At 62.7% G+C, this 22,381-nt stretch carries 19 protein-coding genes; 4 read left to right on the forward strand and 15 right to left on the reverse strand.

What is annotated here, in order from left to right:
- Positions 1-58 precede the first annotated feature (58 nt).
- Both NKI95_RS04305 and NKI95_RS04310 read left to right on the forward strand, forming a co-directional pair.
- Positions 59-301, forward strand: a complete 243-nt coding sequence (locus tag NKI95_RS04305; RefSeq protein ID WP_352714411.1) for a type II toxin-antitoxin system CcdA family antitoxin — start codon at positions 59-61, stop codon at positions 299-301.
- A complete protein-coding gene (locus NKI95_RS04310; RefSeq protein ID WP_352714412.1) occupies positions 301-600 on the forward strand; it encodes a CcdB family protein in 300 nt (99 codons plus the stop codon). Before NKI95_RS04305 ends, NKI95_RS04310 begins: the two co-directional genes overlap by 1 nt.
- A gap of 31 nt (positions 601-631) precedes the next feature.
- On the opposite strand, the gene NKI95_RS04315 is transcribed toward NKI95_RS04310, so the two are convergent.
- On the reverse strand, positions 632-2,338 hold the full coding sequence (locus NKI95_RS04315; protein WP_352714414.1) for a hypothetical protein: 1,707 nt from the start codon (positions 2,336-2,338) through the stop codon (positions 632-634).
- A 73-nt stretch (positions 2,339-2,411) separates the two neighbouring features.
- Positions 2,412-3,710, reverse strand: coding sequence for an adenylosuccinate synthase (locus tag NKI95_RS04320; RefSeq protein WP_023680654.1), 1,299 nt, complete (start codon positions 3,708-3,710; stop codon positions 2,412-2,414).
- 314 nt (positions 3,711-4,024) lie between these two features.
- Between NKI95_RS04320 and NKI95_RS04325 the strand changes: the two genes are divergently transcribed.
- The gene (locus NKI95_RS04325) at positions 4,025-4,927 is read left to right on the forward strand and encodes a DMT family transporter (protein ID WP_352714416.1); all 903 of its coding nucleotides are present in this window, start codon (positions 4,025-4,027) and stop codon (positions 4,925-4,927) included.
- Between the two features lie 85 nt (positions 4,928-5,012).
- Here NKI95_RS04325 and serA read toward each other — a convergent pair whose 3' ends face one another.
- The 5 genes from serA to glmM form a co-directional block, all read right to left on the reverse strand.
- Positions 5,013-6,611, reverse strand: a complete 1,599-nt coding sequence (gene serA, locus NKI95_RS04330; RefSeq protein ID WP_352714418.1) for a phosphoglycerate dehydrogenase — start codon at positions 6,609-6,611, stop codon at positions 5,013-5,015.
- 174 nt (positions 6,612-6,785) lie between these two features.
- Positions 6,786-7,961: a phosphoserine transaminase gene (locus tag NKI95_RS04335; protein ID WP_352714420.1), complete on the reverse strand. Its 1,176-nt coding sequence runs from the start codon at positions 7,959-7,961 to the stop codon at positions 6,786-6,788.
- 182 nt (positions 7,962-8,143) lie between these two features.
- Positions 8,144-8,917: an outer membrane protein gene (locus NKI95_RS04340; protein ID WP_352714422.1), complete on the reverse strand. Its 774-nt coding sequence runs from the start codon at positions 8,915-8,917 to the stop codon at positions 8,144-8,146.
- Between the two features lie 234 nt (positions 8,918-9,151).
- Positions 9,152-9,979 (reverse strand): outer membrane protein, encoded by an 828-nt coding sequence (locus tag NKI95_RS04345; RefSeq protein WP_352714423.1) that lies wholly within the window; start codon positions 9,977-9,979, stop codon positions 9,152-9,154.
- A gap of 225 nt (positions 9,980-10,204) precedes the next feature.
- Positions 10,205-11,557 carry a phosphoglucosamine mutase gene (gene glmM / locus NKI95_RS04350; protein ID WP_292664754.1) on the reverse strand — a complete coding sequence of 451 codons (1,353 nt, stop codon included), beginning with the start codon at positions 11,555-11,557 and terminating at the stop codon, positions 10,205-10,207.
- An 874-nt stretch (positions 11,558-12,431) separates the two neighbouring features.
- Between glmM and NKI95_RS04355 the strand changes: the two genes are divergently transcribed.
- Positions 12,432-13,097 carry a hypothetical protein gene (locus tag NKI95_RS04355; protein WP_352714594.1) on the forward strand — a complete coding sequence of 222 codons (666 nt, stop codon included), beginning with the start codon at positions 12,432-12,434 and terminating at the stop codon, positions 13,095-13,097.
- Between the two features lie 8 nt (positions 13,098-13,105).
- Here the strand turns inward: NKI95_RS04355 and NKI95_RS04360 are convergent, their stop codons facing one another.
- From NKI95_RS04360 to tolA, 8 genes are all read right to left on the reverse strand, one after another.
- Complete coding sequence (locus tag NKI95_RS04360; RefSeq protein ID WP_352714425.1) at positions 13,106-13,402, reverse strand: hypothetical protein; 297 nt, start codon at positions 13,400-13,402, stop codon at positions 13,106-13,108.
- A 418-nt stretch (positions 13,403-13,820) separates the two neighbouring features.
- Complete coding sequence (ftsH, locus tag NKI95_RS04365; RefSeq protein WP_352517047.1) at positions 13,821-15,746, reverse strand: ATP-dependent zinc metalloprotease FtsH; 1,926 nt, start codon at positions 15,744-15,746, stop codon at positions 13,821-13,823.
- A gap of 105 nt (positions 15,747-15,851) precedes the next feature.
- Positions 15,852-17,324 carry a tRNA lysidine(34) synthetase TilS gene (tilS, locus tag NKI95_RS04370; protein ID WP_352714427.1) on the reverse strand — a complete coding sequence of 491 codons (1,473 nt, stop codon included), beginning with the start codon at positions 17,322-17,324 and terminating at the stop codon, positions 15,852-15,854.
- 54 nt (positions 17,325-17,378) lie between these two features.
- Entirely contained in the window at positions 17,379-18,491 is a 1,113-nt protein-coding gene (ybgF, locus tag NKI95_RS04375) for a tol-pal system protein YbgF (protein ID WP_352714429.1), read from the reverse strand.
- 207 nt (positions 18,492-18,698) lie between these two features.
- On the reverse strand, positions 18,699-19,205 hold the full coding sequence (gene pal / locus NKI95_RS04380; protein WP_023677992.1) for a peptidoglycan-associated lipoprotein Pal: 507 nt from the start codon (positions 19,203-19,205) through the stop codon (positions 18,699-18,701).
- A gap of 231 nt (positions 19,206-19,436) precedes the next feature.
- Positions 19,437-19,814, reverse strand: coding sequence for a four helix bundle protein (locus NKI95_RS04385; RefSeq protein ID WP_352714431.1), 378 nt, complete (start codon positions 19,812-19,814; stop codon positions 19,437-19,439).
- Positions 19,815-19,866: 52 nt separating this feature from the next.
- On the reverse strand, positions 19,867-21,150 hold the full coding sequence (gene tolB, locus NKI95_RS04390) for a Tol-Pal system beta propeller repeat protein TolB (protein WP_502895839.1): 1,284 nt from the start codon (positions 21,148-21,150) through the stop codon (positions 19,867-19,869).
- Between the two features lie 67 nt (positions 21,151-21,217).
- A complete protein-coding gene (tolA, locus tag NKI95_RS04395) occupies positions 21,218-22,375 on the reverse strand; it encodes a cell envelope integrity protein TolA (protein ID WP_352714432.1) in 1,158 nt (385 codons plus the stop codon).
- Between the last annotated feature and the right edge of the window lie 6 nt (positions 22,376-22,381).

A 22,381-nucleotide genomic window follows, 5' to 3' on the forward strand; every position in this document is an offset into this window, starting at 1 on the left:
TCCTCGTTGCTGCAGCTCGGAAATGCGCATAGATTATGCGCATATTGCGGAGGCTGCCGTGCGCAAATTGGCATTGAATGCAATTCGCCAACCGGCAAACCTGTCGATAGATTCCAAACTCATGAAAGAAGCCAAAGGGCTGGACGTGAATGTCTCACGCGCGGCGGAAGCCGGCATTGCGGAGGCTGTCGCTGCGGAAAAGACCCGGCTGTGGAAGCTCGAGAACCGCGCCACCATGGAAGCGTGGAACGACTATGCCGAGAAACACGGTATTCCGCTGAAAGAACATCGGCAATTCTGATGGCGCTCTACGATGTCTTCGCCGGCAGTATCGAAGGCAGCTATCTACTCGACGTCCAGTCCGACATGCTTGATCACTTCAAGACAAGGGTCGTCGTTCCGCTTCTCCCGATGGCAACAACGCCGCCGCCGATGCGCAAACTCCACCCTCTCCTTGAGATCAGCGGGCGAAAAATGGTTATGGCCACCCATCTGATCGCAACGGTTCCGGCGGACGAATTAGGCGAAAGCCGGATGAACCTGTCAAAGCATCACGAAGACATCGTGAGCGCACTCGACATGCTGTTCCAAGGCTTCTGAGCCAGAGAAGCGTTGGGCTGGCGAGCCGGCTTCAGCCCGCTGTCTTTGTCTGCCAGGCCTTCAGCGCCTCATCGAACACCTTCTCGCCGGGAATGCCCTTTTCCATGGTGAGCAGCGCCCGCCGCCCGGTCTTGTAGACGACCGGCACGTCGATCCAGTCCTGGCCCCTGAGCAAGGTCAGATTGGCGTCTTCGTCAGCCTTGGTGTCGTTGAGCGCAACCAGGAAGAAACCGTCGGCGATCTTGGCCGGGATGCCGATCAGCGGGCTGCCGGCATCCTGCTCGGACCCCTTCATGGCGACACGCAGGATGTTGTCGACGCCGCCGCCCTCGAAGCCGTCAGGCGTCAGGAAGATCATCTCGATAATATGGCTGGCCGGCAGCGTCTGGTCGGTGTTGCGACGGATCGTCATGCGCAACTGGATATCCTTGCCTGGAATGGTCGCCTCGGCGCGGATCGCCGGCTCGGGTGGCAAGTCGCCGCCGGGCGATTCCTGCACCAGTGACCAGACGATGTTGCCGGGCTCGGCCGAGCCTTGAGCGGTGCTGGTGCGCTCCTCGTAGAAGATCGCCTTCTGGCCGACGGCCAACGTGGCCTGCGGCGGAACTGCCATTGGTGCCGCCGCCGGTGCGGGCGGCGGGGCGGCCGCTGCAGGCGCTGCTGCGGCATCGGCCGGCGCTGCTGCCCCGTTGGCGGGCGGCGTTGCGGGAGTTGGTGCAGCGGAGCCATCGACCGCTGGAGGATTGGCCGTGGCTTGCGCATCGGCAGGTGCGGCCGGTGCCGGCGCGGCGGGTGCCGGGGTGGTCGGCGCTTGGGCGGCCGACGGCGGCGTGGTCAGTGCGGCGACGGATTCGCCTTCGCCGATGCCCGCCTGCCCGGCCGCGGGGCCAGGATCGACTTCGTGGCCCTCGGGCGTCAGGCGCTGCGTGAACTTCGCGCCTTCGCCGGCCTCCGTCGGAGGCGCGGCGGCCGGTACGGCCGCATCGGCCACCGGCTTGGCCGGGGCTGGCTTTACCAGCGGTTCGGTGGCGACGGCTTTGGTCTCGTCGAGGCCGAGCATGCTGCCGAACGCATCCTTGTTCAGCCAGATGCCATAGCCGCCGCCGGCAATGACCAGCAAGGCAATAGCGGCGGCGATCACGCCGCCATAGCTGCGCCTGCGCTCGGCGGGATGGAGCCGCTGGAACCGGTCCTCCGCGGGGCCGCCGTCGTTGGAAAAGTCATCGCCCTGAAAAACGCCGTCTTGGTCATCGGCCGTCGGAATATCCATATTGGGCGGCGGCGGACCAGCGCGCTCCTGAGAAAGAGCGACGGGCTGCGGCTTTTGCCAGTTCGGTGCCGCCTTAGCGGGCGTAGGCTGCCATGCTGGCCCAGTCTTTGCAGGCTCCGTCTTTGCCGGCTCAGTCCTTGCCGGCTGCCATGGCGGCTCGGTCTTTGCCGGCTGCCGGACATGGCTGGACTGGTTCTTGTTGCGGTCGATGGAGGAGAAGATGTCCTCCAGTTCCGCCAGCGGGTCGGGTGGCGGCGCAGGCTTGGCGAAGTCCCGCTCGACTTTGGCGATGGCGTCTTCCAGCACACGCATCTGCCGGTCGACATCGGAAGGCGTCATCGTGGCCTTCTCTGCGAGTTGTTTCGCGATTGACGAACGGGCCTTGTCATAGACCCTGGCGCGCACTTCCGCCGACGGCTCACCGAGTTTGTCGAGCGCCTTTTTCAGAATAGGAACAAAATCTACCATACGTCAGTCGACCTGCATTTGTTTCTGGGCCGGCCCCCGCAAATCAGCCGCAATGCCCGGAAAGGCTGAGAAACTAGTCTTGAAACGGATCGGTCACAAGTATCGTGTCGTCCCGTTCAGGGCTGGTGGAAAGGAGTGCGACCGGCGCGCCGATCAGCTCTTCGATGTAGCGGACGTACTTTACCGCCTGGGCCGGCAGGTCGTTCCAGCTGCGCGCGCCGGCGGTGGTGCCTTTCCACCCTTCCAGCGTCTCGTAAACCGGTTCGACGCGCGCCTGCGCGCCTTGGCTGGCCGGCAGGTAATCGATCGCCTCGCCGTCGAGGCGGTAGCCGGTACAGACCTTGATTTCGTCCAGCCCATCGAGCACATCGAGCTTGGTCAGCGCAATGCCCTTGATGCCGTTGACGGCGACAGCCTGGCGGACCAGCACGGCGTCGAACCAGCCGCAGCGGCGCTTACGGCCGGTGACGACGCCGAATTCATGGCCGCGCGTGCCCAGGAACTCGCCGATCTCGTTCTTCTGCTCGGTCGGAAACGGGCCTTCGCCAACACGCGTCGTATAGGCCTTGGTGATGCCGAGCACATAGCCGATGGCGCCCGGGCCGACACCGGACCCGGCAGCGGCCTGGCCGGCAACGGTGTTGGAGGAGGTGACGAACGGGTAGGTGCCGTGGTCGATATCGAGCAGCGTGCCTTGCGCGCCCTCGAACAGGATGCGCTCGCCGGCGCGGCGCTTGTCGTCGAGGATTTTCCAGACGCGGTCCATATAGGGCAGGATCTCGTCGGCGACCGAAATCAGCTCGCTCATGATCGCCTCATGCGTAACCTCGGCATGGCCGAGCCCGCGCCGCAGCGCATTGTGGTGCGTCAGCAGCCTGTCGACCTTCAAGGGCAGCGTTTCCAAATCCGCCAAATCCATCACCCTGACCGCGCGCCGGCCCACCTTGTCTTCATAGGCGGGACCGATGCCGCGACGGGTCGTGCCGATCTTCGTTCCAGAATTGGAAGCGGCGTCCTCGCGGAATCCGTCCAGCTCCCGGTGCAAGGACAGGATAAGCGCGGTGTTTTCGGCTATTTTCAGGCGGTCCGGCGTCACCTCGACGCCCTGCGCTTTCAATTTCGCAACCTCCGCGACGAAAGCGTGCGGATCGAAGACGACGCCATTGCCGATGATGGACAGCTTGCCTTGCCGCACCACGCCGGACGGCAGCAGCGACAGCTTGTAGACCTTGCCGTCGACGACCAGCGTGTGGCCGGCATTGTGGCCGCCCTGGAAGCGCACGACAACATCGGCGCGCTCCGACAGCCAGTCTACGATCTTGCCTTTGCCCTCATCGCCCCATTGCGAGCCGACGACCACCACATTGGCCATATTTCTTTTCCCTTGAGACGCCGCACGAGCAGCTTGAAATAGTTCGAACCGATAGGCCTCTATCGCATCGGCCCCCAAAAACGGAATCGATTTTGGGAAAGCACGACGCGAGGATTAAAGCCTTCCGACGCGTAGCGTCCAATTGCACGCACGTCGCTCTATAGCGTCAAGACCCGGCGAGCGCGACCATTCTTTGCCGCCGAAAACGCTCCGAGGCACAACAATTTTCGCCTTTGACATCATTTACTTGCGCGAGCTGCCGCAATAGGCCCGCAACGACCGCGCATTTCTCTCTGCCTGGCCGGAATGTCACGATGCATCGAGCCGCCTACCTATTCCTGCTGTTCACCACCTTGCTGTGGGGCGGCAACTCCGTGGCCGGAAAGCTGGCGGTCGGTCATATCTCGCCGATGACGCTCGTCTTCCTGCGTTGGCTGCTGGCGGTTCTGATCCTGCTGCCGATCGGCTGGGGAACGCTGCGCCAAGACTGGCCAGTGGTGCGCAGGCACTGGTTGCTGCTTGGCGGGCTCGGCGCTTGCGGCTTCGCCTTCTTCAACACGATCTTCTACACGGCGCTCAACTACACGACGGCGATCAACGTCTCGATCGAGCAGGCGGCGATCCCGATCGTCATCATCATCGCCAATTTTGTGTTCTTTCGCCTGCGCGTCAATGGCGTGCAGGTCATCGGCGTCGTGCTGACCATCGCCGGTGTCGCGGTGACGGCGAGCCATGGCGATCCACGCCAGCTTCTCAGGCTGGATCTCAATTTCGGCGACGCGATCATGCTGGTCGCCGTGCTTTGCTACTCCTTCTATTCGGTGGGGTTGCGGCTGAAGCCGGTCATCCGCTGGCAGAGCCTGATGCTGGCGCTGTCGGTTGCCGCACTCATCACATCGCTGCCTTTCTTCCTGTGGGAGATTGCCGCCGGCAAGGTCATCGTTCCCGATACCCGCGGCTGGGCGGTCGCGTTCTATACCGCCATCGGTGCTTCGGTCATCTCGCAGATCTTCTATATCAGGGGCAACGAGCTGATCGGCGCCAACCGGGCCGGCCTGTTCATCAATCTGGTGCCGATCTTCGGTACGCTGCTGTCGGTGCTGATTGTCGGTGAGACATTCCAGCTCTATCAGGCGCTTGCTCTCGCGCTGGTGCTCGGCGGCATCAGCCTCGCCGAATACAGCGGACGGAAGATGGCGGCATCCGCCGCTGAATGAAGTCGCTTGCCGCGACGTTCCACTACGGATCCATCAACGACCGTGGAAGCGCCCCGCGTGCTGCTGCACACGGGGCGACCGAGTTTCAGGCTACGCCGACATCGAAATGCAGCCGCTTGGCGGAGTCGATCGACTTGTGCGAGCGCACCTGCGCCAACACGTTTTCCGGGAATGGCGCATCGAGATAGAGCAATGCAATGGCATCGCCGCCCGGCCGGTTGCGGCCGAGCTGGAAATTGGCGATGTTGACGCCGTTCTCGCCGCAGACCGTGCCGAGCAGGCCGATGATGCCGGGCGCATCGGCATTGGTCGTGTAGAGCATGTGCTGGCCGACCTCGGCGTCGAGATTAATGCCCTTGATCTGGATGAAGCGCGGTTTGCCATCCGAGAAGCAGGTGCCGGCGATCGAGCGCGTCCTGTGCTCGGTCTTGACCGTGAGCTTGATATAGCCGTCGAACACGCCGGATTTGTCGCGCTTGACCTCGGCGACGATGATGCCGCGCTCCTTCACCATGATCGGCGCCGACACCATGTTGACGTCGGAGACCTGCGGCCGGATCAGCCCGGCAAGGGTGGCGCTGATCAGCGCGCGCGTGTTCATCGTCGCGGTCGAGCCGTCGAACAGTATCTCGACCTCCTTGATCGGATCCTCGGTGACCTGTCCGACAAAGGCGCCGAGCACTTCGGCAAGCTTGACGAAAGGTTTCAGCCGCGGCGCCTCTTCGGCGGTGATCGACGGCATGTTGATGGCGTTGGAAACGGCGCCCTTGATCAGATAGTCGGACATCTGCTCGGCGACATGCAGGGCGACATTCTCCTGCGCTTCGGTGGTCGACGCGCCGAGATGCGGCGTCGCCACGACATTCTCCAGGCCGAACAGTTCATTATACTCCGCCGGTTCGACCTCGAACACGTCGATGCCGGCGCCGGCCACCTTGCCGCTTTTCAGTGCCGCGATCAGGTCGGCCTCGACGACCAGCCCGCCACGCGCACAATTGATGATGCGCACACCGGTCTTCATTTTGGCGATCGCCGCGGCGTCGATGATGTTGCGCGTCTTGTCGGTAAGCGGTGTGTGCAGCGTGATGAAGTCGGCGCGGGCGAACAGCTCGTCGAGCTCGACCTTTTCGACGCCGAGCTCCTCGGCGCGGCTGTCCGACAGGAACGGATCGAAGGCGATGACATGCATCTTCAGGCCGACGCCGCGCGTAGCGACGATCGAGCCAATATTGCCGCAGCCGATGATGCCCAGCGTCTTGCCGGTGATCTCGACACCCATGAAGCGGTTCTTTTCCCATTTGCCGGCATGGGTCGAGGCGTTGGCCTCCGGTATCTGGCGGGCCAGCGCGAAGATCATGGCGATCGCATGCTCGGCGGTGGTGATCGAATTGCCGAAGGGCGTGTTCATCACGATGATGCCCTTGCGGCTCGCCGCCGGAATGTCGACATTGTCGACGCCGATGCCGGCGCGGCCCACGACCTTCAGCCTGGTCGCGGCGTTGATCAACTTCTCCGTGACCTTTGTCGCCGAGCGGATGGCCAGCCCATCATACTGGCCGATCACTTCGAGCAGTTTTTCCTTGTCCTTGCCGAGATCCGGCAAATAGTCGACCTCGATGCCGCGATCCCTGAAGATCTGCACGGCGGTGGTGGAAAGTTTGTCTGAGACGAGAACACGGGGCATTGCTTGTTCCTTTGCGATTGGCGCCCCTCCCCCTTGAGGGGAGGGTCGGCGCGAAGCGCCGGGGTGGGATCGGTGCGGCCGGACGTGGCCAAATCTTTCTGGATGGTGGATCGGTGAGCTGGGCGGAGGCGACCCCACCCGGCCCTTCGGGCCACCCTCCCTCGAGGGGAGGGATCAGGCCGCTGCCTTCAGCGACGCCTTTTGCGCGGCAAAGGCCCAGTCGAGCCAAGGCAGCAGCGCTTCGAGGTCGGAAGTCTCGACTGTCGCCCCACACCAGATGCGCAGGCCGGGCGGTGCATCGCGGTAGGCGCCGATGTCATAGGCGACGCCTTCCTTGTCGAGCGCCGAGACAATTGCTTTGGCGAACGCAGCCTGTCCGTCGGCGTCGAGTGCAGCGACATCCGGATCGGTGAAGGAAAGGCAGACCGATGTGTTCGAACGCGTCGCCGGGTCGACGGCAAGATGGCCGAGCCAGGAAGATTTCCGGACAAAGCGATCGAGAACAGCGGCATTGGCATCCGCTCTGGTGACCAGCGCGTCGAGGCCGCCGATCGACTTCGCCCAACGCAGCGCGTCGAGATAGTCCTCGACGCACAGCATCGACGGGGTGTTGATGGTCTCGCCCTTGAAGATGCCTTCGATCAGCTTGCCGCCCGAAGTGAGGCGGAAGATCTTCGGCAGTGGCCAGGCCGGCTTGTAGCTTTCCAGACGCTCGACGGCGCGCGGGCTGAGGATCAGCATGCCGTGCGCGCCCTCACCGCCCAGCACCTTCTGCCAGGAGAAGGTGACGACGTCGAGTTTCTGAAAATCGAGCTTTTGCGCAAAAGCCGCCGAAGTGGCGTCGCAAATGGTCAGCCCCTTGCGGGTGGCCGGGATGAAATCGCCGTTCGGCACGCGCACGCCCGACGTCGTGCCGTTCCAGGTGAAGACCACGTCGCGGTCGAAGTCGATTTTGGTCAGGTCGGGCAGTGCACCGTAGTCGGCCTCTAACCTGCGCACATCGGCGAGCCTCAGCTGCTTGACCACATCGGTGACCCAGCCGGAGCCGAAGCTCTCCCAGGCGACCATGTCGACGCCGCGTTCGCCGAGCAGCGACCACAGCGCCATTTCGACCGCGCCGGTATCCGAGGCCGGCACGATGCCGATGCGGTAATCCGCCGGAACCTGGAGGATTTCCCGCGTCAGCTCGATCGCTTGTTCGAGCTTGGTCTTGCCGATCTTGGCACGGTGCGAGCGCCCGAGCGCGGCATTTTTGAGCGCCTCGACCGACCAGCCGGGGCGTTTTGCACAGGGACCTGAGGAAAAATTGGGATTTGCCGGACGGAATCCGGGCTTCGTATGCGTCGTCATCGTGGTCTATCCTTCCAGATAGTGGCCCCTCGTTGGGGAGGGGTGGCCCACGGACGGCGATATGCGTTCAGGCTTTCGGCGTCAAGGGGAAAGTTTTTGTCGCTGTCGGGATATTGCCGGCGGCGAAACGCAAACGGCGGGCCTACGACCCGCCATTGTTAACGCCTCGGCTTCGATCGAGCCTACCAGAGATCGTAGCGCAGTCCGACTTTGACTTGATGATTGTTGATTCCTTTGCGGATCGGAAAAGAAGTCAGGCTCTCGGCAGTCACATATTCGGCGTCTGGCGCGGAAAAATACTGATAGCCCAGATCGACTGAGACATTCTTGGACACCTGGTAGGCAAAGCCGGCATTCAGCGTGTAGGCGAAGGAGTACTGGGTCTTGTTGTCATGCCGGACGAAATCGTCGGTGGGGTCGGCGTTGTCGGTGAAGTAGCTCGCCGAGAGGCGACGCTTGCTCTGCAGGATACCGATACCAGCGCCGAGATAGGGCGTGATTCCGACATACGTGCCAAGATCGACGTAGCCATTGAGTATGCCCGAGAAGGCATAGTTCTTCAGGGATGCTGATGCCACCGTCGCCGTTGCCGGTAGCACCACAATCCCTGTATCGTCGTAGCCGATGTCGATCTTGTTGCCGGGCAGATAGCCGACATTGAGATCGGCGCGCAGATAGTCGTTGAAATGGTAGCCGAAGCCAATGCTGGCGAAGATGGGATCTTCCTTTTCGTCGAAGCTCGCGGGCGTGAAGGCGAAATCCTCATCCTTGAAGCTCTTCTGCACCAGATAGGAGACATCGCCGCGCAGATACCATCCCGAGCCAACCTCGACTGGCACATAATCCGGCGCCTGGTCGACATAGACCGGCGGATCGTAATCGGCGCCAAGCGCCGGCGTCAGCGGCATCAGGACGACTGCTGCAAGCGCCAGTGCTACAGGCGATTTGAATCTCATGGTCCTCGGCTCCCGAACTTGGCGCATTCGCGATCGCGCGCGCCGTTTCAGGGAGCATTGTTAACCATAGTGGTTAAGTGCGGGTTAAGGATAACAAGGCGTTAGCAATTGATTTGATCCGTTTGCGCCCCTCGAGCTGGACGGTGTCACAGAGCGTCGCAGCATCTTCAGGCAGCCAAACGAAACCGCCCGGCATCAGCCGGGCGATCGACAAATTCCTCGATTTCGAAGCGCTTATTTGGTGTAGACCGGCTCCGGCTCCGGAACATAGGGTTCCGGTTCGACGCAGTCCGATCTGCCGAACTGATAGCGCAGGCCGCCGCGCACCTCATGAACATTGATGCCGTCGTCATAGCCGGGGCCGACGCCGCTGCCGAAGTCGAACATCTTCCCACCGTTTATATGGCTGTAGCGGTAGCCGACGTCGAGCTTGACGCGATCGGTCAAACAGTAGGATGCACCAACCATGGCAGCATAGGCAAAACGCCAGCCCTTGCCGCCGTGGTGGAAGAATTCACCGTCTTCATCACTGTTGTGGAGTGTATCCCACTTAACCCAGGCACCGCCGATGCCGGCACCGACGTAGGGCGTGATACCGTGCCATGTGCCGATATCGACATAGGCGTTGGCGAGCAGCAGCAGCGCCGTATAGGACGAGGTGTCGACCGAAGTACAGGGATCTCCATCGAGACAGATGCCGCTGGTCGAGCCGCGGAAAGTGGATTTGCTCATCCAGTCCGCGGTTAAGTCGGTGCGGAAGTGCTGGTCGATTTGATAGCCGACGCCGGCACCGGCCGAGAAGGCACTCTTCAGCTTGCCGCTGTCAAAAGTACCTGTCCCGGGAGGCGGTCCGTAGGTGATGTAGTCGGCGCCGCGAAACTTCGACCAGTGATAGTCGATGTCGCCGCGGATATACCAGCCGCCATACTCGGCCGGCTGCTCGTAGACGACCGGTGGCGGTGCCTCCTCGACCACGGGCGGCTCGACGAAATCGGCGGCGAATGCCGGTCCGGCGCCGGCAAACAGCGCGGCCAGGAGAGCCATTCTTGCTGTGTTGAACATGCTTATCACCCCTGAGAACCCTCGAACGGCGAACGCGCCCGAAATGTGATTGATCTCAGTTGTGGATAATGAATCGGAAAGGTTAAAAGGCGTTTAACCGTATCGATTAACCACGAATCTCAAAAATCCAAGGAATCTGGCGACCGTTGCTGTAGCAGGACTGACAGGCGATCCAACAAAAAGCCCGCCGGCAAGGCGGGCTTTTGAACTGACGTTGGAAGGAGATCAGGCGGCGCTGCGCGTTTCTGAAATGACCTCGACGATATCGTTGACCACGGACTCGACAAGCTGCGGGTCATCGCCCTCCGCCATGACGCGGATGAGCGGCTCCGTGCCGGATGGCCGGATGACCAGGCGCCCGGCCTTGCCGAGGCGATTGCGCGCATCTTCGATCGCTGCCTTGACCGGCGCCTCCTCCAGCGGCTTGCCGCCGGAAATATGCACATTCTTCAAAAGCTGCGGCACCGGCTCGAATTTCTTCGACAATTCGCTGACCGGCCGGTTCTGCCGCTTGATGCAGGCGAGCACCTGGAGCGCCGAGACGAGGCCGTCGCCGGTGGTCGAGAAATCGGACAGTACGATGTGGCCCGACTGTTCGCCGCCGACATTGAGCCCATGGGCACGCATGTGCTCGACGACATAGCGGTCACCGACCTTGGTGCGATGCAACTGCAGGTTCATGTCGCCGAGGAAGCGTTCGAGGCCGAGATTGGACATCACCGTCGAGACGACGCCGCCGCCGGCCAGCCGTCCGCTCTGGTGCCAGGACTCGGCAATCAGCGCCATGATCTGGTCGCCATCGACGATCGCGCCGTTCTCGTCGACGATGACGACGCGGTCGGCATCGCCGTCGAGCGCAATGCCGATATCGGCGCGCACCTCGTGCACCTTCTTTTGCAGGCCGGCCGGATGGGTCGAGCCGCACTCCTTGTTGATGTTGAAGCCGTTGGGCTCGACATTGATGGCGACGACTTCGGCGCCGAGTTCCCACAGCGCGTCAGGCGCCACCTTGTAGGCGGCGCCATTGGCGCAATCGACGACGATGCGCAGGCCCGACAACGACATCGAGCGCGGCAGCGTGCGCTTGGCGAATTCGATATAGCGGTCATGCACGCCGTCGACGCGTTTGGCGCGGCCGAGCCCATCGGAATCGGCGAGCGCCAGTTCGATATCCTTGTCGAGCATCCCCTCGATACGCTCCTCGATCTCGTCGGACAGCTTGTAGCCATCGGGGCCGAACAGCTTGATGCCGTTGTCGTAATAGGGGTTGTGCGAGGCAGAGATCATCACGCCGATATCGGCGCGCAGCGAGCGCACCAGCATGGCAACAGCGGGCGTCGGGATCGGGCCGAGCAGGAAGACATCCATGCCGGCGGCGCACAGGCCGGATACCATCGCGTTCTCGATCATGTAGCCGGAAAGCCTGGTATCCTTGCCGAGCACGACGCGGTGGCGGTGGCTGCCACGCTGGAACGAGAGGCCGGCGGCCATGCCGACCCGCATGGCGACCTCCGCCGTCATTGGAAACTTGTTGGCGCGCCCACGAATGCCGTCCGTACCGAAATAATGTCCTGCCATTTTCGCCAGCTTCCCGATGGTTCTTTCCGAGCATCTCATGCCATAAAATGGCCCAAGCCCCGTCATCACATTGTATGATTATGGACGACCAATCCTTAGAAAATTGTTGTCTTGTGTGTTTTGCGTCACGCTAGTGTGTTGATTTTCAAGTTTCGAGCCCTTGTTGCGGCAGCAGCATCAGAAACGTCAACCTCAAACCTCATCTGGATCCTTTGGTTAGTGGCAGTGTGGCCTTGAACCCGAATCCGCATCGTGCTGCTCCAGACAGAGGTAGGCTCAGGTCCGCCGCACCCGCCGATTTGACTGGCTGTCATGCGACGCAGTGTCCTCGCTGGGAACCAGCCATATGCGCGCTCTCCGTGCAATGCACCCGGACGAACTTGGCTGGGAGACAGTCCCGGCAACGAATTCATCACCTTAAAGAAAAGAATGCACCTCTAAATTGTCTCTACGCTACTTAGCATCTGGCGCAACCAGCCGTTGAGCGCTATTGCTGCACTGGGACATATCATGAACCGCCATAGGGAGAAAACGCATGCTCATCCACCGACTTGCCACTTTGACGGGTCTTACCGTCGCGACCTTATTCCTGGCGGCGCCTGCCAATGCGCTGACCATGGCCGAGTGCAGCACCAAGTATAACGCGGCCAAGGATGCGGGAACGCTTGGCGGGCAGAACTGGAACCAGTTCCGCAAGGCCCAATGCGGCACCGATGCCACCGCCGCTACGACCGATCCCGCCCCAGCCAAAGCCACGGCCAAGGCCGTCGACACCACCAAGGCAGCCGCCGGCGACGATGCGGCGCCTGGCCTGACGGCGAAGGAGTGCAGCACCAAGTACCAGGCGGCAAAAGCCGCCGGCACGCTGAACGGCATGAAGTGGAACGATTTCCGCAAGACCGAATGCGCCGCCGGCGCCACTGCAGCCGCACAACCTGCCGCCACGACCAAGGCTGCGGCAGCCGCCGCCGACGACGCTGCGCCTGGGCTGACGGCCAAGGAATGCAGCACCAAATACCAGGCCGCCAAGGCTGCCGGCACGCTCAACGGCATGAAATGGAACGATTTCCGCAAGAGTGAATGCGCCGCCGGCGCAACTGCAGCGGCACAGCCTGCCGCCGCACCTGCCAAGGCGACGACGGCCGCGGCGACCGATACCGGGAAAGGCCTCAGCATGGCTGATTGCAGCGCCAAATATCAGGCTGCCAAGGCCGGCAATACTTTGAACGGCATGAAGTGGAACGACTTCCGCAAGAGCCAATGCGGCGCCGGCGCAGCCGACGACGACGACACCCTGCCGGCTCCCGATGCCAAGTACACCGGCGATCCGCAACCGCCGACCATCACCGCCCCCCAGGGTGTAAAATTCCCGACGGCGATCTCCAAGAAGTATGCAGCCGAGACCCCGGCCAAGGGCCGCATGCACACCTGCCTCGACCTCTATTACGCCAACAAGGACGCCAACACGCTGGGCGGCCTCAGGTGGATCCAGAAGGGCGGCGGCTTCTACAGCCTCTGCAACGCCAAGCTGAATAGCTGACCGCGGCATCATTCGACGATAGGAGCCTGCGAGCCGCAAGGTTCGCGGGCTTTTTTTATTGCCGAACAAGTGCGAGGGCCTTCCGAGATCGAACCAACTGTCAGGTCGCGTTCCTTCGCTCCCTCTGTCTCGCCGGCATCGATCTCGGCAACACCGGAACCCCTCACAGCCGGAAACAAAAAACCCGCCTCGGTGGGCGGGTCGGCGGCGCCAATTGGCACCACACCCAAATTAATAGCATAGCTGCCGGCACAAAGCAAGAACAAAATGTGGCGCCGTCGGCAAAAAATGCGAGCTTCATTCACCGCCGCGCCTTGTCGATCTTCCCGAAGCCGTCAACGAGGACGATAGAAGGCCGGATTCCTTCGCGCCCCTCTCTGTCCTGCCCTCTTTGCGACCACTTGGCATCTCCCCCACGAGGGGCGGGCTATCGCGGGTTGGAAAGCCGAGGCTTTCACTCTACGATGGACCCCCACCCCTAACCCCTCCCCACAAGGGGGAGGGAGACTTCCGTTGGCGCTAACCTCGGGCAGATTGCCTGCCTTTCGGCGCCAAAGAGGAAGGAAAGGCGCGCGGCAGCATTCCCTCCCCCTTGTGGGGAGGTTTAGGGTGGGGGTCCATCTTCGCAACAATCCAAATGCGATTGTCGTGTCGCATTCCCCAAAAGAAAACGCCGCGGTTAGAGCCGCGGCGCTTCGAAGTCGATCTGTCCTGGGCCGGAGCCTAGCTTGACGGCTGGGGTTCCATGCCGCCTTCGGGCTCGGGGCCTTTCTTGCGGCGGCCGGACTTCGGCACGGCCGAGCCGCGGCTCGGCGGTGTGTCGTCGCCAAGGTCGCGTGCGGGCTTATTGCCGGCGATCAACTGCTTGATCTCCTCGCCGGACAGCGTCTCGTATTCGAGTAGGCCTTGCGCCAGCGCGATCCATTCCTTCTTTTTCTTGGTCAGGACGGACCTTGCCGTCGAATAGGCCTCGTCGATCAGCCGGCGCACTTCGGCGTCGATGATCTGCGCCGTCTCTTCCGAGATGTTCTGCGTGCGCGCCACCGAATGGCCGAGGAACACCTCCTCCTGGTTGTCGCCATAGGCGACATGGCCGAGCTTGTCGGAGAAGCCCCAGCGCGTCACCATGGCGCGCGCCAGCTTGGTCGCCTGCTCGATATCGGAGGAGGCGCCGGAGGTGATGTTCTCCTTGCCGAATTTGAACTCCTCGGCGACACGGCCGCCCATCATGATGGCGAGGCGCGAGATCATGTATTTGTAGCTCATCGAATAGCGGTCGCCTTCCGGCAGCTGCATGACCATGCCGAGTGCCCGGCCGCGCGGGATGATGGTCGCCTTGTGCAGCGGATCGGCCGACGGCACGTTGAGCGCCAGGATGGCGTGACCGGCCTCGTGATAGGCGGTCAGCTCCTTCTCGGCCTGCGTCATCGCCGACGAGCGGCGCTCGGCGCCCATCATGATCTTGTCCTTGGCGTCCTCGAATTCGGCCATGGTGACGAGGCGCTTGTTGCGCCGCGCCGCCATCAGTGCGGACTCGTTGACCAGGTTCATCAGGTCGGCGCCGGAAAAGCCCGGCGTGCCGCGCGCGATCACCTTGAGGTCGACATTGGGCGCCAGCGGCACGTTGCGCACATGCACTTTCAGGATCTTCTCGCGGCCGACGATGTCGGGGTTCGGCACCACCACCTGGCGGTCGAAGCGGCCCGGCCTCAGCAGCGCCGGATCGAGCACGTCGGGCCGGTTGGTAGCGGCGATCAGGATGATGCTTTCGTTGGATTCGAAGCCATCCATCTCGACCAGCAGCTGGTTCAGCGTCTGCTCGCGCTCGTCATTGCCGCCGCCGAGGCCGGCACCGCGATGGCGGCCGACCGCGTCGATTTCGTCGATGAAGATGATGCAAGGCGCGTTCTTCTTGGCCTGGTCGAACATGTCGCGAACGCGGCTTGCGCCGACGCCGACGAACATCTCGACAAAGTCCGAGCCCGAAATGGTGAAGAACGGCACGTTGGCTTCACCGGCGACCGAGCGGGCGAGCAGCGTCTTGCCGGTTCCGGGAGGACCGACGAGCAGCACGCCGCGCGGGATCTTGCCGCCGAGCCGCTGGAATTTCTGCGGGTCGCGCAGGAACTCGACGATCTCTTCCAGATCTTCCTTGGCTTCGTCGACGCCGGCGACGTCCTGGAAGGTGACGCGGCCGTGCGCTTCGGTCAAAAGCTTGGCCTTCGACTTGCCGAAGCCCATGGCGCGGCCGGAACCGGACTGCATCTGGCGCATGAAGAATATCCAGACGCCGAGGATGAGGATCATCGGCAGCCAGGAGATCAGGGTGCCGAACAGCGAATTGGAGCCGTCGGATTCAGGACGCGCATTGATGGTGACGTTCTTGTCTTGCAGCCGCGAAACCAGCGACGGGTCCCCAGGAGAATAGGTCTGGAAGCCGTTGGAACTGTCAGTGTAGTTGCCGGAGATACGAGCGCCGGCAATGGTCACCGACTTGATCCGTCCCGCCGCGACTTCCTGCAGGAACTGCGAATAGGGGACATCGCTCGAGGCTCCACGCGTTTGCGGCGTCTGGAAAAGATTGAAGAGAGCGATGAGCAGGACCGCTATGATCGCCCAGAGCGCGAGGTTGCGATAATTCGGATTCATCAATTGTCCCGTTGGCGCCGCTGGGCGGACACGCGTCGTGAGAGGAAACTTGGCCCTAACATAGGGAGAGCGTCTCCCCTTGCCAAGCATAACAGCAGGTCTCGGTTAAGCTTTCGCCCGTGGTAGGCCGGCACTGTGGCCGCCGAATGGCGAGGCTGGAACCGGCGCCGCGCCAAGCAAGGCGGCGACGGCATCGGCCGGCGCCAGATCGAAAGACGGCAGGAAACGGGCGAAGGGCGCGACTGCCGGATATGCGGCGACAGCCGCCGGCATCGGGCCTTCGCCAGGCAAACCAAGGCATTCGCCATCCCGCCATAGCGCCGGCTCAGCGGCCAAGGCGGCACGTACAAGGCTTGCCGGCGTGCCACGCCCGGCAATTGCCCGCTTTGCGGCAAGAGCCGCCCCGAGCGGTGCCACCAACAGCGGTGCGATCAACAATGCACCTGAACTGTCGCCCAATGTGATCCGTCTGCGGCCGTCCCAAAGGGCATTATCGGAAAGCGCAACAGTGGGCGGCAGATCGCGCAATTCGCGATGCAGAAAGGTACCGGTACGCCGGGCATCGATCACGGTCCGCGACAATGTGGCACAAAGCGGCCCGGTGCGGAGCCGGCCGAAAAGGGCTTCGCTGCGGGCCTGGTCGGGAAGGAAGGCGGTGCCGCCGATCGCCGCCAGCAGAATGCGCAGCGCATAAATGGCCGCCCGGCTGTCGCCTTCCATCGCAAAATCCCGATCGAGGCGGACGAGGCCGGCGGCCGGCCTGGAGGCCAAGCTGCGGATCAGCATGGCCGCGCGGTGTCCCAGCTGCTCACGCTCGACCGCCGCCTTTCTGGCCAGCGCCATCGTTTCAGCCATGCGAGGCGCATCGTCGCCTTCAACAAGTGCTGCGCGGACGCGCGGCCGCTCGAAAGCGGTGTCGGCATTGGTCGGATCGTCGATCCAGGCGACCTGTTCACGCCGCAGGAATTCGCGCAGCTCAGCACGCCTTACGCCGAGCAGCGGCCGCACGATCCAGTGCCGCCACTCGTAGAGGGTTGCCGGCGCCATGCCGGCAAGGCCCCGTCGTTCGTCGCGCGGCCCGTCGTCGCTTTGCCCTTCATCACTTGGCCCTCCATCACTTGCCCGCTCGTCACGTGCCCACTCGTCACGTGCCCACTCGTTACGCGCTTGCCGCATCAGCACGGTCTCGGCCTGGTCGTCGGCGGTGTGCCCCGTCAGGATCAGGCCGATGCCTGCCGCTTCGGCGGCCTCGGCGAGCAGCCGGTATCGCGCCTCGCGCGCGGCGGCGGGCAGGCCGGTCGATGGTTTGTGCCCCGACCAGGCGAGGATGCGATGGGCAATGCCGCGTGCTGCGCACAGCCTGGCCACGGCTTGCGCTTCCGCTGCCGCTTGCGGCCGCAATTGGTGATCGATCGTCACCGCCAGCAATTTCGTTGCCGGCGCGGTACGGTCGAGATGGGCTTTGAGGAGGAGGAGAAGGGCGGTCGAGTCGCTGCCGCCGGACACGGCCGCAACAGCGCCGTTGGAAAAGTCGATCCGCGAAAAATCCGAAAGGTCAGGCTCGGTGTCGAGCGTCATGCATGTCGCCCAAAAGTGGGCCCGGTTTTGGGGCAACGACATGCAACGGAAAAACTAGCACGCCGCGAGCGCCCTTTCCTGCTTGACCCGCTCCTTGAGCGCGCCGGAAATATCGGGGTAGCGCTTGCCGATCTCGCTGAAGGTGGCACAGGCCACGTCGCGCTGTTTCAGCCCGACCAGTGAAACGCCGAGCTTCAACAGCATGTCGGGCGCCTTCTTGGCCTTGGGATAGTCCTTGCTGGCAGCGAGGAACGTCTCGGCCGCATCGCGGTATTTCTGTTGGCCGAGCAGCGATTCACCGAGCCAGTAATGCGCGTCCGCCGCCTTGGCGTCCCGGGGAAAACGAGCGATATGGTCGCGGAAACCCTGTTCGGCGGTGCTGTAGTCGCCCGACAGGATGAACTGGTAAGAGTTGCGGTAAAGCTCCTCCGGATCGTTGGTCGACGGGAGTGCCGCGACCACCGTATCGTCGGATTTGCCGGCCTTGTTGCCGGCTGCGTTGGCGCCATTGGCTGGGGCCGTGTTCTGCTCCGGCGCGTTCGCCTGCGAATTGCCGTCGGCTTCGACGACATTGCCGTTTTTGTCGACGGTGATGGTGCCGAACGTCTTGGGCGGCGCGCCGGGGATCAGCTTGCCGGGATCGCCGTTGGGCGATTCGACGATGACGTCCTCGACGCTCTTGTCGCCGGCTGGCGGCTCCGCAGCGGCCGGAGCTTGCGCTGCCGGCGCCTCCGCCACGTTACCGTCGCTGTTGGGGCTGTCGCTGCTGGGCGCCGCCTCGGACTTCTTCTGCTCGGCCGGCTGCTGCGCGCCTTGCGGACCACCTTCCAACTGCTGGAAGCGGAATTCGTTGTCTTCCTGCTGCTTGCGGATCTGCTCCTGCATCTGCAGGACCTGGAAGTTGAGTTCCTCGATCTTGCCGTTCATCTGCCGGAGCTGTTCCTCCAGCGCCGGAGTGCCGGTGCCATCCTGTTGCGCGAATTGAACCTGATCCGGCTTCTTCTTTTCACCGAAAATGCCGGGCAGTTTGATCGTCGGCAGATGGAAGGAAAAACCGCTTTCCGATGACTGCTCGGTGCCGCTTGCCCCGATACCGTCAGCAAGCGCCGCGATACTTGATACGAGCAGCAGCGCAAGCGTGCCGCTCAAGACCGATCTGAAATGCATGTGCCTCTCGCCGTGAAACCGTTAGCCTGTTGCGCGCCCTTCCAACCGAAGTGGACCAGCCAAGTGGGACTAGCCAGTAGTATCCGCCGGGACGCTCTCGGCTCTTAACAGGACGTGAGACTTCGGCCAAATTTTGTTTGGAGCGAGCAGATATGAAAAAGGCGGCCCTTTGGCCGCCTTTCGCACCAAGTGTTGCATTTATGCCGATCAAGAACCGGCGCCGCCCAGCGTGGTGACGGCGCGGCGGTTCTGCGACCAGCAGGAGATGTCGTCGCAAACCGCGACCGGACGCTCCTTGCCGTAGGAAATGGTCTTCAGGCGCTGCGCCGAAACGCCCTTGGCGACCAGGAAGTCGCGTGTGGCGGCAGCACGGCGGGCGCCGAGCGCCAGATTGTATTCGCGCGTGCCGCGCTCGTCGGCATGGCCTTCGATGACGATGGCGTACTGCTTGTACTGGTTCAGCCACTGCGCCTGGCGCGACAGTGTCGTCTGCGCGTCAGCGCGGATCGAGGACGAATCGGTGTCGAAGAAGATGCGGTCGCCGATGTTGACGGTAAAGTCCTGGGCCGACCCGGGCGTTGCCGCGCCGGCGCCGTTGAGGCCGAGATCGGCGGCGCTGTTCGGCGTCTTCTTCGAGGCGCAACCGGTGATCGCGAGCATCGCGACCAGCGCGATCATGACCGGGTTTGTGGTAAGTGCTGCGATACGGCCCATGCCGCCTCTCCTTCGCAATTCGAGTGATTTCATTGATCGTCCAGTAACCACGTTTGGGTTAACCGGCGCTCAAGAAACACGGTTAAAATTTGGTTTCGGCTGCCGTCCGCAACCGTTCTGCCGAGGGCTACTCAAAGGCGACAATGAGCGCGGACCGTAGGCGGAAATGCGGCCAAAACATGAAAAAGAGGGAATTGAAGAATTGAAGAGTTGAGGAATTGAGGAAAGAGATCACCTCAGCTTCTCTCTGAGATTGACCAGCATTCCGTAGATGCGGGCATAGGATTGCAACCAATCGTCGCGTTGCGCCTGTGTGATGTACTCGAGGTCGAACGCATACGAAATCCAGGTCTCCACTTCACTGCATGACCCTATGGCCATCGAAATGAACCGTGCAAATTCGGGCTTGGAGTGGGTCTGTTTGGCAAAACCCTCAGCCAAATTGGCGCAGATCGCCTTGCTGGAACGACGTAGTTGATCGGCGAGCGCGTATTGCCCGATTTTCGGAAAAGCAAGCGTGGCTCTGTGTACCCCAAGGGAAACCGCATAGGCACGCTTATAGACTTCCAAATCCCTCGCGTGCTCGATGTAGGCCCCTGGCTTCTCCATTCTTCAGTTCTTCAACTCGTCAGTTCGTCAGTTCCTCAATTCCTCAGTTCCTCTATTCGAGCAGCGGCGACCAGGCCGGATCCGAGGCGAAGTTCGCCGTCGGGATCGACTGTTCGTTGCGGCCGGTGAGATCGACCGAAACAAGTTTTGGTCCACCGTTGGAATCGCGGAAGAACATCAGCACCCGGCCATTGGGCGCCCAGGTCGGCCCCTCCTGCTGAAAGCCGGTGGACAGGATGCGCTCACCCGAACCGTCGGTGCGCATGACGCCGATCTGGAATTCGCCGCCGGTCTGCTTGGTGAAGGCAATGAGATCGCCGCGCGGCGACCACACCGGCGTCGAATAGACGCCGTCGCCGAACGAGATGCGGGTCTGGCCCGAGCCGTCGGCGCCCATCACATAGATCTGCGCGCGGCCGCCGCGGTCCGAGGTGAACACCACCTTGCTGCCGTCGGGCGAGTAGGACGGTGAGGTATCGATGGCGGTCGAGTTGGTGAGCCTGGTCGTCGAGCGGCTTCTCAGATCCATGGCGAAGATGTTGGAATTGCCGTCATCGCGCAGCAGGCTCATGATTACCTTCTGGCCGTCCGGCGAAAAGCGCGGCGCAAACGTCATGCCGGGGAAATTGCCGACCAGTTCGCGCTGCCCCGTCTCGATCTGCAAAAGGTACACCCGCGGCTGACCGCTCTCATAGGACATGTAGGTGATTTCCTGCCGGTTCGGCGAGAAGCGCGGCGTCAGCACGATCGATTTGCCGTTCGAGAGGTAGCGGACATTGGCGCCGTCCTGGTCCATGATGGCAAGCCGCTTCTTGCGCGCATTCTTGGCACCGGACTCGTCGATGAAGACGACGCGCGTGTCGAAATAGCCCTTCTCGCCGGTCAGCCGCTCATAGATGGCGTCGGCGATGATATGGGCGACGCGCCTGGTATTGGCGTCGTTGGCGAAGAACTGTTCCCCCGACATCTGCTGGCCGGCAAAGGTGTCCCACAGCCGGTACTGGGCGCGGACACGGCCGTCAGCCTCCTTTCCGACACTGCCGGTGACCAGCGCCTGCGCATTGATCACCTTCCAGTCTTCGAAGCGCGGCGTGGCATCCGGGTTGGAGATCTTTTCAATGAAAGCGCTTTTGTCGATCGGCGCGAACAGGCCGGAGCGTTTCAGGTCGGCACTGACGATGCCGGAAATCTCGGCGCCGAGCGCATCGCCGCCCTGGAAGTCCGTGATGGCGATCGGCAACGGCTCGACATTGCCCTTGTTGACGTTGAGCTCAACGAGCGCCCGCGCCGGCAAGGTGGCGGCGGCAGTCATGCCCAGCGCCATCGCTACGATCATCAGGAGCGGCTTGAGGATGGATTTCATGTCTTCTCGCTTCTCTTCGCTGACTCTGTGGGCGCCGGGCCTAAAGGCCGAGCATCTCCCTGGGGTCGAAAGTGACCCGAACGTCGGACCAGATGTCTTGCTTGCCCGCAGGAACTTGCAGGCCGGCCACATCGCATTTCTGAACCGCGCGCACTGCACTTTCGTCAAACGGGCGGTTTCCGCTCGATTTTTCAACGCTCGGCCGGCCATCCAACTTGCCGGAGGCGTCCAGATTAAACCGGACCACGACGACGAAATTCTCCGAACCCTCGAGCCCTGCCGGAAGCGTCCAGCAACCACCAAGCTGGGCCTCCAATGCCCCCTGCTCCGATTTCGAAAGCTTCTGGCCCTGATCCTTCTCGCCGCCGAGCGACGCCTGCTGGGTCGAGCGCTTGGCGCCACCACCGGCCGGCTTGCGCTTGTCGAGCAGAGCCGAAATCTCGTCGGCGTTGAATTGCTTGTCGTCCGATTTCGGCTTGGATGACGCCTCCTTGACCGGCTTGTCGGCGTCCTTGCGCTCCGGTGCCTTGGCGCTTTCGGCCTGGGCCGGCTGCGGCTTCGGCCGAGCCTCGGGTGCCGGGGCCGAGTCCGGAAGCTGCGCCTCCTCGGTTGGCGGTTGCTTGGCAATCGCCTCGGCGACGGCATCCGGCTTGACCTCGGGCTGCGGATCGATCGCGGCAGTCTTGTCCTGCGGCGGCGGGGGCGTCGGCTCCTTGGCCGGCGTCGGCTTGGGCTCGGTCTGCTTGACCGGTTCGGGCTTGACCTCTTCCTTCGGCTGCGGCACCGGCGCTACCTCCGTAGCGGGAATAGGCTTCGGCTCTTCCTTCGGCTTCGGCACGTCCTCGGGGTTGGGCTTTTCGACCGGGGTCGGCGCGGGTGGCGGAGCCGCCGTCATGTCGACTGGCTGGGGCTTGGGCTCAGGTGTCGGCGGCTTGTCAGTGTCGACGCTGTTATCGCCGATTTTCTGGGCGTCTGGAACGATGTCGGGACGCTGCGTCGGCACCGGCGCCGGCTTGTCGTGCATCACAGCCTTCTTGTCGCCTTGCAGGACCTGTGCCGTCGCTTCCATCGGCACGATCTCGACCGACACCGATTCCGCATCGGACGCAGGCATCGCGGGCGGCGAGGACAACGTGAACAGCCCGAAGGCGATCGCCACCGTATGCAAGATCACCGATGTGGTGAGGCCGGTCCTCATCTTGCG

Origin of the sequence: Mesorhizobium sp. M0306, assembly GCF_040321655.1 — a bacterium.
Taxonomy (GTDB): domain Bacteria; phylum Pseudomonadota; class Alphaproteobacteria; order Rhizobiales; family Rhizobiaceae; genus Mesorhizobium.